The sequence below is a fragment of the Metabacillus kandeliae genome, from assembly GCF_021166585.1.
Taxonomy (GTDB): Bacteria; Bacillota; Bacilli; order Bacillales; family Bacillaceae; genus Metabacillus_B; species Metabacillus_B kandeliae.
The window spans coordinates 61762-76061 of sequence record NZ_JAJOZE010000009.1 but is presented as its reverse complement, the minus strand read 5'-3'; the positions used below and the strand labels follow the sequence as shown (position 1 = coordinate 76061).

13 protein-coding genes are annotated in these 14300 nt (G+C 42.8%); 6 read left to right on the top strand and 7 right to left on the bottom strand.

The features are described 5' to 3' along the window. Nucleotides 1–30 precede the first annotated feature (30 nt). Complete coding sequence (locus LRR81_RS16280) at nt 31–666, bottom strand: HlyD family efflux transporter periplasmic adaptor subunit (protein ID WP_231790453.1); 636 nt, start codon at nt 664–666, stop codon at nt 31–33. 489 nt (nt 667–1155) lie between these two features. Between LRR81_RS16280 and LRR81_RS16275 the strand changes: the two genes are divergently transcribed. After that, entirely contained in the window at nt 1156–1608 is a 453-nt protein-coding gene (locus tag LRR81_RS16275) for a MarR family winged helix-turn-helix transcriptional regulator (protein ID WP_231790452.1), read from the top strand. A gap of 894 nt (nt 1609–2502) precedes the next feature. On the opposite strand, the gene LRR81_RS16270 is transcribed toward LRR81_RS16275, so the two are convergent. Continuing rightward, nucleotides 2503–3495, bottom strand: a complete 993-nt coding sequence (locus tag LRR81_RS16270; RefSeq protein WP_231790451.1) for a nuclease-related domain-containing protein — start codon at nt 3493–3495, stop codon at nt 2503–2505. A gap of 115 nt (nt 3496–3610) precedes the next feature. Here LRR81_RS16270 and LRR81_RS16265 point away from each other — a divergent pair, with 115 nt between their 5' ends. The 3 genes from LRR81_RS16265 (at nt 3611) to LRR81_RS16255 (ending at nt 5721) form a co-directional block, all read left to right on the top strand. Beyond that, the gene (locus LRR81_RS16265; protein ID WP_231790450.1) at nt 3611–4063 is read left to right on the top strand and encodes an OsmC family protein; all 453 of its coding nucleotides are present in this window, start codon (nt 3611–3613) and stop codon (nt 4061–4063) included. Nucleotides 4064–4339: 276 nt separating this feature from the next. Continuing rightward, nucleotides 4340–4864 (top strand): DUF420 domain-containing protein, encoded by a 525-nt coding sequence (locus LRR81_RS16260; RefSeq protein ID WP_231790449.1) that lies wholly within the window; start codon nt 4340–4342, stop codon nt 4862–4864. A gap of 197 nt (nt 4865–5061) precedes the next feature. Beyond that, a complete protein-coding gene (locus tag LRR81_RS16255) occupies nt 5062–5721 on the top strand; it encodes a type 1 glutamine amidotransferase domain-containing protein (RefSeq protein WP_231790448.1) in 660 nt (219 codons plus the stop codon). A gap of 34 nt (nt 5722–5755) precedes the next feature. Here the strand turns inward: LRR81_RS16255 and LRR81_RS16250 are convergent, their stop codons facing one another. After that, a complete protein-coding gene (locus tag LRR81_RS16250) occupies nt 5756–6613 on the bottom strand; it encodes a LysR family transcriptional regulator (protein ID WP_231790447.1) in 858 nt (285 codons plus the stop codon). Between the two features lie 105 nt (nt 6614–6718). Between LRR81_RS16250 and LRR81_RS16245 the strand changes: the two genes are divergently transcribed. After that, the gene (locus LRR81_RS16245; RefSeq protein ID WP_231790446.1) at nt 6719–7696 is read left to right on the top strand and encodes a zinc-binding dehydrogenase; all 978 of its coding nucleotides are present in this window, start codon (nt 6719–6721) and stop codon (nt 7694–7696) included. Nucleotides 7697–7758: 62 nt separating this feature from the next. Here LRR81_RS16245 and LRR81_RS16240 read toward each other — a convergent pair whose 3' ends face one another. Further along, nucleotides 7759–9336, bottom strand: a complete 1578-nt coding sequence (locus LRR81_RS16240) for an SH3 domain-containing protein (protein ID WP_231790445.1) — start codon at nt 9334–9336, stop codon at nt 7759–7761. A gap of 186 nt (nt 9337–9522) precedes the next feature. Continuing rightward, nucleotides 9523–10428, bottom strand: a complete 906-nt coding sequence (locus LRR81_RS16235) for an SDR family oxidoreductase (RefSeq protein ID WP_231790444.1) — start codon at nt 10426–10428, stop codon at nt 9523–9525. 115 nt (nt 10429–10543) lie between these two features. On the opposite strand from LRR81_RS16235, the gene LRR81_RS16230 reads away from it, so the two are divergent. Continuing rightward, a complete protein-coding gene (locus LRR81_RS16230) occupies nt 10544–11734 on the top strand; it encodes an AI-2E family transporter (protein WP_231790443.1) in 1191 nt (396 codons plus the stop codon). A 44-nt stretch (nt 11735–11778) separates the two neighbouring features. Here the strand turns inward: LRR81_RS16230 and opuFB are convergent, their stop codons facing one another. Together opuFB and LRR81_RS16220 are read right to left on the bottom strand one after the other, a co-directional pair. Continuing rightward, a complete protein-coding gene (opuFB, locus tag LRR81_RS16225; RefSeq protein ID WP_231790442.1) occupies nt 11779–13296 on the bottom strand; it encodes an osmoprotectant update ABC transporter permease/substrate-binding subunit OpuFB in 1518 nt (505 codons plus the stop codon). After that, complete coding sequence (locus LRR81_RS16220; protein WP_231790441.1) at nt 13296–14258, bottom strand: ABC transporter ATP-binding protein; 963 nt, start codon at nt 14256–14258, stop codon at nt 13296–13298. Before LRR81_RS16220 ends, opuFB begins: the two co-directional genes overlap by 1 nt. Between the last annotated feature and the right edge of the window lie 42 nt (nt 14259–14300).

Genomic DNA, 14300 nt, shown 5'->3' with positions numbered 1-14300 from the left:
GGCAGCCTCCTTTCTTTTATGGTTTTCAAATTACTTCGTAATGCTGATTTCAGCATTCATGCCTGGCAATACTTTATCAGAAGGGCTCTTAATAGAAATTTTCACAGGTACTTTTTGAGTCACTTTTGTATAGTTTCCGCTAGTGTTTTGCTGCGGCATCATAGAAAAAACAGATGTTGTGGCATAACCGATTTGATCGATATTGCCTTCAAATGTAGTGTTGTTGTCTCCATCAACTGTGATATCTACTTTGTTGCCATTTTCGATGTCTTTCAAATCGGTTTCTTTAATATTGGCAGTAACGTAAAGATTGTTCATGTCAATTGTTTGAGCAAGCACTTGGCCAGCTTGAACAAATTGATCCTGGTTCACACTGTTTTTTACTACAGTTCCAGCTTTAGCAGCTTTGATTGGTGTTTCAGTTTTTCCATCTGATACTTTTCCTACTTCTTGATCAACTTTTACTTCCTGTCCTTCTTTCACATTCCATTGTGTAATTTTACCTGCTGCAGGTGTAGAAATTTGCATCATATCGCCAGCGACATGCGCTTCATCAGTTTTCAGGAACGTCTGATTCTGATAGTAGTAATATGCGCCGCCTGCTACAATCGCAAGGACAACGAGAACTCCTATAATGTTTGAAATAATTAAACGGCCTCTGCTCATGTTAATAAAATCTCCCTTCAAATATGAAAAAATGTAAATTCTGCTTTTCTGCTCAACTGCTCAAATAATGATGCACATATAAAAGTTTACGAGAGCAAAAATAATAATCACTCAATTGAGTGATAGCCAAGGCTTTACTAATAAAATGCTGATGGAACACCTCTCTTTTGCTTCTCCCCCTCTATACATATTATTTAAACAAGTTAAATATTAATCTATATAAGTATTTTTTTCAACCATTAAACATCAATTTTTTTTAAGAAAAATTCCTTATTTTATTGGATGCGTTTTCATGAATTGAGCCGGCTTCAAGCACAGAAACAATGTAAGCTATTACACGGAATTCTTACTTCTATATAAATAGAAAAGTCTTTTGAAATTCCCCGTGTTTTTTTCCCATAATAAGTTACAATGGAATAGGAAATATGAATCGGATTAATCGGTTTTCATATAGAGTGCCGGACAAAAAGTCTTGAGAGGAAGAGCAATGTGGTTCAAGATGAAATGGAATTTGTAGAAGATTTGCAAATGGTGATCTCCTCTATCCGAAAAAAAATTAAGCCTGTTATTCAAAAAAACATGGCTCCTTATGGCCTTACCCTTCCCCAATTTAACATCATGCTGGCTCTGCACCGAGAAGGCCCTTTAAGAGTAACGCAGGTTGCCGACTATATGAACGTAAAACCAAGTGCCATCACGGTCATCATGGATCGGCTAATTGAACGGAACTTCGTAAAGAGATACCAGTCTCAGGAAGACAGACGGGTTTTCATCATGGAACTCACTAAAGAGGGCTGCAAACTCTTAGAGCAATTGAGAATAGCCAATAAACAGATTATGAGCAAATATGCTGCTCATTTTACACCCGAAGAAATGTACACGATGATCGACCTTTTTTCAAAATTCGACAGAATTATTTCCGAGGAAAATCTCGAGGAATGACTGCCTGCTGGCTTGGTGCAGCGGGTTTTTTTATGGGTGAAATTTGGATTTACGACTGGATATCAGCGAATTCTCTAATATATCCATCACTATCCTTTGGAACAGGGAAAACCGGCATTTTGTTAATTAAGGGCCGGCTTTGGGGGCTGAGCTTCATCTTAAAGCTGGTTCTTCGCGGTGGTCGCTGAAAGATTGCTTATTTTCTATCTTATATCGGCGGATCGTTTCGCGATATCGGCGGTTACCCACCAGATATCGGAGGATGAACGCTCGATATCGGCGGATTTCTAAATATATCGAGCACTTTCCTCTTTATATCGGCGAACTTGCGATTATATCGGCGAACTCAGTTTCTGCAGCTGAAAACCGGCTCTTTTATTAACCAAGAGCCGGTTTCGGGGGCTGAGCTTCATCTTAGAGCTGGTTCTTAACGGCGGTCGATAAAAGATTGCTTATTTTCTATCCTATATCGGCGGATCGTTACGCGATATCGGCGGTTACCCACCAGATATCGGCGGATGAACGCTTGATATCGGCGGATTTCTAATTATATCGAGCACTTTCCTCTTTATATCGGCGAACTTGCGATTATATCGGCGAACTCAGTTTCTGCAGCTGAAAACCGGCTTTTTCATTATCCAAGAGCCGGTTTTGGGGGCTGAGCTTCATCTTAGAGCTGGTTCTTAGCGGTGGTCGCTGAAAGATTGCTTATTTTCTATCTTATATCGGCGGATCGTTTCGCGATATCGGCGGTTCTCCACCAGATATCGGCGGATGAACACTTGATATCGACGGATTTCTAATTATATCGAGCACTTTCCTCCTTATATCGGCGAACTTGCGATTATATCGGCGAACTCAGTTTCTGCAGCTGAAAACCGGCTCTTTCATTAACTAAGTCAGGCGGTTTAATCTCTCTCTTAATAAATTTTTTTCTAAATGATAAGTTCTTCCTTTGTTATCTCCGGTATGTGGCAAATTTAAATTTTGAAAGATTCTTTTCACGGTATACGGGGATTCAATTTGCAGGAACTCTCTCGCCGATTTATTTGTAATACCAGTTGAAATAAGAGATGAATAATCCAGCAGTGCTTGAATAAGAGGCACATTGGATGTTTGATCGCACTTTGGACAGTGCCATCTTCCGTACCAAGACGTTAAGTTGATCTGGCACTTTAGGCAAATAACCCCCTTTTTTAATTCTTCCTTGCTGATGCCGAATTTTTTCATTGCATTGATTTCAGGGTCTTGATGCTGTTTTTTCAAAAGACGAATGACTTTTTTCCACTCTTTATCATTCCAAAGCTGTCTCTTATGTGTATCTTCAAATTGGCGAATTTTTGAAAGAAGTTTTTCAAGGCGGATTACTTTATGTCCGAGTGTCTTGTTTTCCGGAGAGGTGCGAAGAATTGATTGAGGATTTGTCATAACAATGAAAGAATGAACCGGCAAGATTGATATTTGGTTGCCGGCCATCCACTGTTTCAGCTGGTATTCCTGCCGCGAGAGCTGGGTAAGCGGATCTGGAAAAGCGGTCTCTTGCCCATCGGAAGTTCGGATAAGCTGGCTGAATTGCGAATCAAAGTAAAGACTGCCAGCCCAATTTTTCACTTCAATCAACAGAGCAAACTCCTTCGTTAAATACAGGCTGTCTATCTGAAAAAACTGACTCTCTAGGGAAAGCCTCAAATCATGAAAAACAGCTGCTTCTTTCTTTTCTGTTAGTGAAAAATAGTAGTCAAGCGACAATTCCCCTTTATAGCCGGCAGTGCGTTTTGCTGCTTCTTCCTTAATCAGGCTGTACTTGGGGTGTGAAGTCGGCAGCCTTCGGAGAAGGGCTTCAACCCCTTCTAAATGAACCGGTTTGTTTCGTTCTTTTACAATCATATCAAGCCTCCTTACTGGTATAAAAACATACTTTCGTCAAGCTTCGCCCAAATCCCTCTATTCGAAAAAAGCGCCCATCTTTGCTAATCTAATAAAAAAGGAGGATTTCTAACCTATGGCAGAACACCACTTTCACCTTAAGGCACATTGGCCAGGTCTGCGAAATGATGTGGGCACCATTCAAACAGGAAATTTAAATACTGAGATCTCCATTCCAGCCGGCATGGATGGTCCTGGCGCGGGAACTAATCCTGATGAAATGCTTCTTGGGGCTGCGGCCACGTGCTATATCATTACACTGGCAGCTATGATGGAGCGAAGCAAGCTTGATAAAGAGGATTTGACGATGGATTCAGAAGGAATTGTAGAGGTTGTGAACGGGATCATTACTTATAAGAAAATCATTCACCGCCCTGCAATCCTTTTAAAAAGCGATGCATCTGAAAGAGATTTATCACTTGCCAAAAAGCTCGCAGAAAAAGCAGAAACTTCATGCATGATTACCCGGGCAATACAGGGAAACGTAGCAGTCGAGCTTCAGCCGAAAATTGAAAAAGCGAGCAGTTAAACCCATGCTAAAAAAGATGGGTTTTTTATATCCATCCTTTTACCGCTTCATTTTTAAAGAGCATCTGCAAGCCTGCTTTTCTTTCCCTAAGAGGCAGTTCCATGTAAAATGAACATTATGACATCAGTAAAGCAATGATCTGTAAATACTCCTTAAAATTTCTTCAAATTCAAAACTTCTGTGACACTTACGGTTATTACTGTTTGTCCTGGTTAAGATATTATAAAATGAAGTTAGGCAAATGCCTTTTAGTATGGAGAGAAAAAGGAGCTATATATGAAGCAAAGAAATTACACCCCTATTATTGTTACACTAGCTATTTTGATTAATGTCATCGTAGCCGTTCTCTACTTTATGCCGAAGAATCACGGACTGAATAACATAGATTTAACGATATTGCCGTTTTTCAACGCCGTAATGAACAGTTTTACATTTATCTTTTTGCTATCAGCTCTGTATTCCATCATCAAGCAGAAAAACATTAAGCGCCATCGCGGGTATATCTTCGCTGCGTTTACGACAACTGCCTTGTTTTTGATTTCCTATGTTACATACCATGCGATCGCACCGAACACGCATTATGGCGGAACAGGCATTTCCGTACCGATCTATTACTTTATTTTGATCACCCACATTGTCCTGTCAGCTGCGATTGTGCCTCTTGCTCTTATTACTTTAGCCAGAGGTCTTAATATGCAGGTTGCCAAGCACAAGCGCATCGCCCGCTGGACTATGCCGCTCTGGCTCTATGTCAGCTTCACTGGCGTGATTGTCTATCTGATGATTTCACCTTATTATTAAGCAGAAGAAGGATGCCCGCTAAAGGCATCCTTCTTTCTTTTTGAGAAAGCTTTAGCGATAAAACAATTCATGGCTTCAGTGCAATGAAAAGCTTTCCATAAATTTATTTATCATTCTCTCTCTTTTTTCTAATTAGATTTTCCTGCTTTCTCCCCTTACAATAAATTTTGTATGTTACCTAAAAGGAGGAGATACCAGTGAGTAAAAAAGTATTAATGGTGGTTACTACTGCAGATAAAATGAACAACGGAGATTCTACGGGGCTCTGGCTTTCAGAGTTCGGCGAAGCATATATAGAGTTTAAAAAAGCTGGCTATGATATTACGGTTGCAAGCCCGCTTGGGGGCAAGGCACCGGTAGATGACAGGAGTCTTGCTGAAGAGAAAAATGAAGAAATACTGTCTTCAGCATCTTTATTGGAAGAAACCATTAAAATGGATACGCTGAACAGTTCTGATTTTGATGCCATCTTCCTGCCCGGCGGACATGGAACAATGTTTGACCTGCCTGATAATCTAAAATTGCAGGAACTGATTAAGGAACTATTCGAAGCTGGCAAACCTGTTGCTGCGGTCTGTCACGGTCCAGCCGGTTTGACAGGCGCCTATTTGACAGATGGAACACCTTTGGTAAAAGGAAAAAGGGTGACCGGCTTTACTAATGAAGAGGAAAAAGCGACAGGCCTTGATATTCATATGCCTTTCCTTCTTGAAACAAAGCTTCGCGAGATGGGAGCTAAATTTGAGGATTCACCTGAGTGGAGCGAACATGTAGTGGTTGATGGGAACCTTATGACCGGCCAGAACCCGCAATCCACTTCTGCTGCAGCAAAAGCAATGATCGAACTTCTGGGTTAATATAAAAATGCCGGCAAATGATTTGCCGGCATTTTTATTCAAATAGCTTAATGACTTCCTGCAATACCGGGTTTTCTTTATTCTTGATCTTATAAGCTAAGTAAATATCGTTTTTCACTCTCATAGCTGGGTACAGCAGCACCACTTTTTTTTGTAAAAGGGCTTCTTTTAATAGATATGCCGGCAAAATACTGATGCCCATTCCTTTTTCAATCATCATCAAAATTGCCCTTAAGTCAGGGACAACGTAAAGCGGCTGGATTTGGGGGCGCTTTTGGAAATGCTGCCTCCAAAATCTCCGTATAATGGGAAGTTCCTGCCCATAGCTCAGCCATTTTTGCTGAATAAGAAAATTTTCGGCATCCTCTTCTGTTTTCAGCTGGCTCATATAAGGCGGAGCGGCAATGACAAACTCCTCCTGCTCTATGAAGAGATATTCAATGCCGGGTTCTTCCATTCGCTTTGGAGTGATAATCAGCTCTGCTTTTTCTTCCATAAGCCATTGAAGAAGCGCATCTGCTGGCCCGAGAAGGGTATGATATCGATAAGAGCTTTTCCTGATCCGGTCTATCGCCCTCCCTGTAAAGTATTCAGGTGCAGAGGCAAGGCGTACAAGGGGGACGGCCTCCTCCTGTCTAATTTTAAGAGCAAGGCTCGCGGCCTCTAACTCTTCAATCAGCGGTACAAGTTTCGCATACAGCTCCTTTCCCTTTTCCGTGGGAATCATCTTTCGCGGAGCTCTTGCAAACAATGGCTCACCTGCTTCCGCTTCAAGTGCAGCAAGATGCTGGCTCATAGCAGGCTGTGTCATATATCGCGCTTTTGCTGCCGCGGATACGGAGCGATGCTTGTAAATGCTGATAAAGCTGCGGTACCATTCAAAATCGATCATGTGGCCTCCCAGGTTTATTTTAAAGTGCCTTCTTGTTAATTTTATTTTTATTATATAGGATGGTTTCTATTAACTACATTATATACCCCTTAAGGAGCTGAAGAGATGAAAGCATTATTGTTAAAAGAAAAGAATCAATGGCAGAACATGAAAGTGGAAGAAGCACGAGGTCCCTCTATTCAAGAGGATGAAATCCTTGTAGAGGTTCATGCTGCTGGATTAAATCCCGTTGATTATAAAACCGCAACGAATGGCAATCCGAATTGGAAATATCCGCATATTCTTGGACTGGATGTAGCCGGAACGGTTGCCGATCCAGGAAACAGCAGCTTCAAAAAAGGCGACAGAGTGGTTTATCATGGAGATTTAACCAAAAAAGGCGGATATGCTGAATTCGCTGCCGCAAAGGCGGATGCCGTCTCCCTTATTCCAGACCGGGTAAGCTTTGAAGAGGCTGCTGCCCTTCCGACAGCCGGATATACAGCCTATCAAGCTCTGCACCGCAAGCTGCCGTTTGATCAAATCAGCACCATTTTAATTCATGCCGGTGCAGGCGGTGTCGGAGGCTTTGCCATCCAGCTTGCTAAGCTCGCAGGAAAAACCGTTTTCTCAACAGCTTCCAAACACAATCATGAGTATGTGAAATTACTAGGAGCAGACTATGTTCTAGATTACCGCGAGCAAGATGTAAAAGCGGAAATCCTCATGCTGACGAACGGCAAAGGAGTGGATGCCGTACTTGACACTGTCAGCAGACAAAATGCCACTGACTCCCTTGATATGCTGGCTTTCATGGGGCACATCGCTTATATTGCAGGAGCTCCCGATTTCACAAAAATCCCAGGCTTCACAAAAGTCGTATCCTATCATGAAGTAGCGCTTGCAGCAGCCTACACTGCAAATGACAAGGATGCAGTAAAGGACCTTTCTGTTATCGGCAGCGATATGCTGAGACTTTGTGCAGAAGGAAAGCTGAATCCGATGATCGCAGAAACCATCACTCTTGATGAAGTGCCTGAAGCACTGATCCGTTTGTCCGACAGGCATGTGAAAGGTAAAATTATTGCTAAAATAAAGAACTGATAAGAAAAGCGCTTTGACCAGTCCAGACACATAAGAAAAGGATGCCAGCCGGCATCCTTTTCTTATCTATTAAAATATTCTTTCAAGCCTTGCACAATGCCGTTTGTAGCTTTTTCCTGATAGGCGTTGGTTGTTATCAGTTTTTCCTGAACCGGGTTTGATAAAAAGCCCAATTCGATCAGAATGCACGGAAACTTGTTGTCTCTTAGCACCTGAAGATTTTTATAGCTGGCTTTTCTGTCAGGCAGAGCCACAGCTGCAAGAACATCTTTATGGATGGTGGATGCAAGTCTTCCGTCCCTCGCAAACGAATAGTAAAAAGTTGAGATGCCTGTAGCGGAAGTGCCCCCTGAATCATAATGAATGCTGATAAAGGCGTCTGCTTTGCTGCTGTTGCTGAGGGCAGCCCTCGCTGCCAGCGTAGGATATGTATCACCATTTCTAGTGTAGATAACATTAGCTCCTTCATTTTGCAGCTTTTTCACAAGCATTTGAGAGGATACTAGAGTCAGATTTTTCTCCAGAGTAAAAAGTCCTCTTGTGCCCGGATCATAGCCTCCATGACCTGCATCAACTACAATTGTTTTCCCTGCCAGCACACCTGATGGCGCTCCAGGTACAGGACCTGAGTTTGTTCCATTATCGACCAGCCAGCCTGCAATCCAGCCGAATGCACCGTTCGGAAGCTTGACCTTCTGCCAGTCCCCGCTTTTTTCATAAGCATCCAGAACAGTACCGCCCATAAGGGTGCTGATAACTGGAGAGCTTGTCCCAGGACCGGAACGGATATTAGAGGTTTGGAGCAAGGTAACCTTCCCTGACGGAGCTGCCGGGGTTCCCGGAGTTGCCGGCGGTGTTGTTCCTGTCTGTCCGTTTTGGTTCTGAGCAGTTCCGGCATCTGTTAAATACCGTGATGCCGCCCAGCCTGTCAGTCCTTTGCCTGTTTTGATGTTCAGCCAAGTTCCTTGTGTTTTTAAAACAGTGACTATGTCGTTTTTCTTTACTGTTGTGACTACTTTGCCTGAAGTAGAAGGAAGAGTCCTGATATTCAGGCTTGATGCAGTAACCTTTTTCGCTACTGGCTTAGCCGGGGCCGCTGGCGGAGCAGCCGGTTTTGGCGGCGCAGCTGGCGGTTTAGCACTTGCTGCAGTCTGGTTCGTCAGGTACTTGCTGCTCACCCAGCCTGTCTTTCCTGAGACTGAGATGTTTGACCAGTCTTTTTGTGTTTTTGCCACGGTGACTGTACTGCCCTTTTTTAAGGTAAGGACAATTTTCCCGGTCAACGCCGGTGTGGAGCGAACATTCAACGAGGAAGCGTTCACTTTGGCAGTTTTTAAAGAAGCTGCTGCCGCTTGCTTTACCGTTAGATAAGAAGCATTCACCCATCCTGTTTTGCTTCCGGATTGAATCTTCGCCCAGCCGGATTTCTGCTCCAGCACGGCAACAGTCTGATTCTTTTTCAGCTGCATGACAATGCTCGATTTTACAGAAGCAGAAGCTCTTACGTTTAATACGGACGCTTTTATCGTCCCTTGCTGTGATGCTGCATAAGCCGGGGCCTCACTTGAAGGAAATGTGCTGATGACCGTCCCAAAGACCAATCCTGCAATAAGGAATCCCTTTTTTAGGGTTGTCTTCATGCTGTAACTCCTCTCAATTAGAACTCAATTATCCTATCGTCAACCTATGAAAATATCATTAGGTTCCAAAGACCTATTTTATCACAAAAATTTCACCAATAGGAATTTATTTCCTTTTTATTCAAACATTTTTGATTTAAGCAGGATATAAAAAAAAGCGCCTGTCCGGCGCCTTGCTGGTCCCTCTTAATAGCTTGTGATGGTTCCCCCATTCACATGCAGAATCTGGCCTGTTACATATTGAGAATCATCTGCTGCAAGGTAAATATAAGTTGGGGCAAGCTCAAATGGCTGGGCCGGCCTTTTCATAGGCGTATCTCTTCCAAAGCGGCTGACATAGGGGGGCTGATAGCTTGAAACAGTGAGAGGTGTCCAGACTGGGCCAGGAGCTACTCCGTTTACCCTGATTCCTTGATCAGCAAGCTGTGCTGACAGCGACCTGATAAATGTAACAAGTGCTCCTTTAGAAGAAGAATAGTCGAGCAGCAAAGGATTTCCTTTATAAGCAGTAACAGAAGTGGTTATGATAAGAGAGCTCCCCCTCTTTAGATGAGGAAGGGCTGCTTTTGTCATGTAAAACATCGGATACACATTTGTCTCAAAGGTTGTTTTGAGCTGTTCCTTCGTGATATTTACAATGGATTCCTGCGGAAATTGTACGGCTTGATTCATCACGAATATATCCAGTCTGCCGAATACCTCAATGGTTTTTTCTATCAATAGCCTGCATGTTTCTTCTTCTCTCAAATCTCCGGGGAACAAACAGCACTTTGCCCCATATTTCTCTGCATCTGCTTTCGCTCTTTTTGCATCTTCCTCCTCATACAGATAAGAAATAACAATATTCGCGCCCTCTTTTGCAAAGCCGATCACTGCTGCTTTGCCAATTCCGCTGTCTCCTCCTGTTACAATCGCAGCCTTTCCTTTCAGCTTCCCGCTTCCTGCTAAAGATGGATTATCTGAGATCGGCAGCGGCACCATTAAGTATTCCAAGCCTGGCTGCTTCTCCTGCTTCTGAGGCGGAAAGGTTAACGGCAGTTCTTTGCACGTCTTTTCATATCCATAATAAGGGTAGCCGGGATATCTGTTCATTTTTCCATCCCACCTTTTTTACAAAAAATGTTAACCCGCCTTGCTTGGTCCTTCATTAATTTTTTTCTGAATGGTATAATGCTTCCAACATCCTCTTTTATAAGGAGCAATTTTCGTGCAAAAATCACAAAAATCCATTATCGATTTTCTTGGAGGAAAAAAGACGCTTTATATATTTCTGCTTCTCATTTTGGCAGGAATTACTGTTTGGATTTACGACCACGTTTCTTTTATCTTTCTTCCAATTGCTGTTTTTGCGGAAACAGTAGGCTTTCCTGTTGTTCTTGCGGTTATTGGATATTATTTGTTCCGGCCGGTTGTTTCCCTGCTCATTAGGTTTGGCGTAAACAAAACGGCTGCGATTTTTGTGCTTTTGCTCATTTTGATTGGTCTTGGCGTGGTTCTTGTTATGTCAGTTATGCCTTTTTTAATTGAACAGGCTAAGGGCCTTGCACAATCTTTTCCGGAATACGTCAAAAAAGTAACAAAGGATATTGACAGCACCCTTCACCAGTCCATTCTTTCTACATATTACGAAAAATTAAAAAGTGAAAATGTCGGGTTATTAAACTCGGTTGGCAGCGGCACTTCAAAGGTAGCTTCTGAAACACTCACGAGCTTTTCTAAGATTGTGACGACTGTGACAAATGTCGCGATTGGGATTATTACAACACCGATCTTGCTTTTTTATTTGCTGAAGGACGGGGAAAAGCTGCCAAAGGCATTTATCAAAATTGCTCCGCCAAAATTCAGAAACAGTCTGCACACTGTTTTTCATAACATCAATATCTCGCTGAAAGGGTATATACAAGGTCAGATAATGGTTAGTCTGACGATCGGTATTTTGCTTTATTTCGGCTTTTTACTGATTAACATTGACTACCCTGTTGTTTTGGCTGTGCTGGCGAGTGTGACAAACGTAGTGCCGTATTTAGGGCCAGCTATTGCCATCACACCGGCTATTATCATCGCCCTTGTTACATCGCCGATTATGCTCTTGAAGCTTCTTGTTGTCTGGACCGTTATCCAGCTTGTGGAAACGAAATTGATTTCTCCTCAAATTATGGGGAAATCTCTTCGGATTCACCCGGTTACCATCATTTTCGTTCTGCTGACCTCAGGACATTTATTCGGAGTTGTCGGCGTTATTCTTGGTATTCCGGCTTATGCTATTATCAGAGCGATCGTGTTTGAATTTTACCAATGGTATAAGATCCGCTACAATGAATTTTATGCAGAACCGGGTGAGCGATATGAAACGAACCCGGAATATGAAGCAAAGAGTTCAGATATCGAAAAAGATTAACTTTAACAAGAAAAGACCGGCATGAGGCCGGTCTTTTCTTTTTCTTATTTCAGCAAGCCTTTCTTCTCTAAAAAGTCTTTTGCTGTCTGTTCTGGCGTCTGTTTTTCCACACTAACCAAATAATTCATTTCGCGCATCTCATCATCTGTAATTTTGCCAGCGAGCTTGTTCAGTGTTTTTTCAAGCTCAGGGTGTTCTTTCAGTGTTTCTGCTTTCAGCATTGGTGCTCCCTGATAAGGCGGGAACAAGTGCTTGTCATCCTCAAGGGCAATCAGATTGTACTGCTTCAGCTCACTGTCTGTTGAATACGCATCAACAAGATTAATTTCGCCTTTTTGCACAGCGCTGTACCTGAGCTTTGGCTCCATCGTTTTTACATTAGGGAATTTAATGCTGTACTTTTTCTGAATGCCCTTATATCCATCTTCCCTATCGGAAAATTCAAGGGTAAACCCAGCCTTAATGTTCTGCTGCACAGGCTTCAGGTCAGAAATGGTTTTTAGATTATACCGCTCCGCTATATTCTTTGGAACAGCCAGTGTGTACGTATTGTTATATTGCATCGGATTGAGCATAACCATGTTGAATTTCTTCATCATCCCCGCCTTAGCCTGCTCATATACCTTTTGGCGGTCAGTGCTCACTGCATTTTCCTTCAGGAAAGTAGAGAGTGCTGTTCCGGTAAACTCCGGATAAATATCAATATCTCCTGACTGAAGCGCATTAAAAACAAAAGAGGTTTTGCCAAGGCTTGGCTGAAGTCCGACTTTCAGATCCGTATCCTGTTCAATCAAAAGCTTGTACATATTAATAAGGATCTCCGGCTCAGAACCGAGCTTTCCGGCAATAACGACATCCTTCTTCCCGTTTCCAAAAGCAAATGGCACGGCAAGAATCAGTACAAGAACAAGGCTTGCAATCCACACAGGCTTCATGGACCGCTTTTTGGCTGAAAACTCAACATAGCGTAAAATGCTGTCAAAAATAATAGCCAGCAATGCAGCTGGAATTGCCCCCAGCAGGATCAGGTAATTATCATTTCGGTCAATGCCGAGGAGAATGAGCTTACCAAGCCCGCCTGCACCAATTAATGCAGCAAGAGTTGTCGTACCAACGATAAGGACCATAGCCGTCCTTATCCCTGCCATAATGACTGGAAGGGCAAGCGGAAGCTCCACTCTAATCAGGCGCTTCCACGTGTTCATTCCCATCCCTCTCGCGGCTTCCAGCAGGGACGGATCTACTTCTTTAATTCCTGTATATGTATTTCTTAAGATCGGCAATAGAGAATAAATCACCAAAGCTATAATAGCAGGAACAATACCGATTCCCACCAGAGGAATCAGAAGACCCAGCAGTGCAAGGGAAGGAATCGTCTGCAGAACAGCTGTAACGCCGATGACCGGCTCCGCAGCTTTTTTGCTTCTTGTCAGCAGAATGCCGAGCGGAATCGTAATAACCACTGCTATAATAAGCGCCAGCAGAGAGATTTGGATGTGTTCAAAAAGGGCTTCAACCAATTGGTCCTGCCTGTTTTGGAAAGTGCTGATCAATCCATTCATTATGCACCCTCCCTTTCAGCAAGATACCTGACAATGGTTTTGCTTGTAAGTATGCCAATTGGATTTCCATTCTGTTCTATCGCAATAGCATCTGTCACGGCAAGCTCTTTGATTGCCTCATCGAGCCTTGTTTCAGTATCCATAACTTTTGTGTACTCAAAAGCTGGATCTGCCTGTTCTAATTTCCCTGTCAAGTCTTTGATAAAAATCTCTTTTTCTTTGAAGGGCAATGTTTCCGGCCCGCGGCTGCCGATAAATTCCTTAACAAAATCATTAGCTGGATTTTTAATAAGATTTTCTGGTGTATCAGCCTGAATCAGCCGGCCGTCCTGCATAATTCCAATTCTGTCTCCAAGCGCTAATGCCTCTTGCATATCATGTGTCACAAAAACGATGGTTTTTCGGATTCGTTTTTGCAAATCAGCAATATCATGCTGCAGCTTTTCCCTGCTGATCGGGTCAAGAGCGCTGAATGGCTCGTCCATCAGAATAATATCGGGATCAGCTGCAAGCGCCCGAATGACACCTATCCGCTGCTGCTGACCTCCTGAAAGTTCGCCAGGTTTCCTTTTTTTAAAGGTTTCTGGATCAAGTCCCACCATTTCAAGCAGCTCATCCACACGCTTGCTGACTTTCTCCCTGCTCCACTTCTTCAATTCAGGAACAATCGCGATATTTTCTTCAATGGTCATATGCGGGAACAGGGCAATCTGCTGCAGTACATAGCCGATATTCCAGCGAAGCTCATGAATATTGTACTCGTGTATATTTTTCTCTTTTATGTATGTTTCACCGCGGGTGGAATCGATTAAGCGGTTAATCATCTTCAAGGTTGTTGTCTTGCCGCACCCGCTCGGGCCAATAAACACAAAAAATTCTCCCTCTTTGATTTCGATCGTCAGTGAATCTACCGCTTTTACTCCATCCTCATATTCTTTTGTAACATTTTGAAATCGGATCATATCATTCTCCTTTTCAGCAGCTTGAATCCAAAAATATTCCTA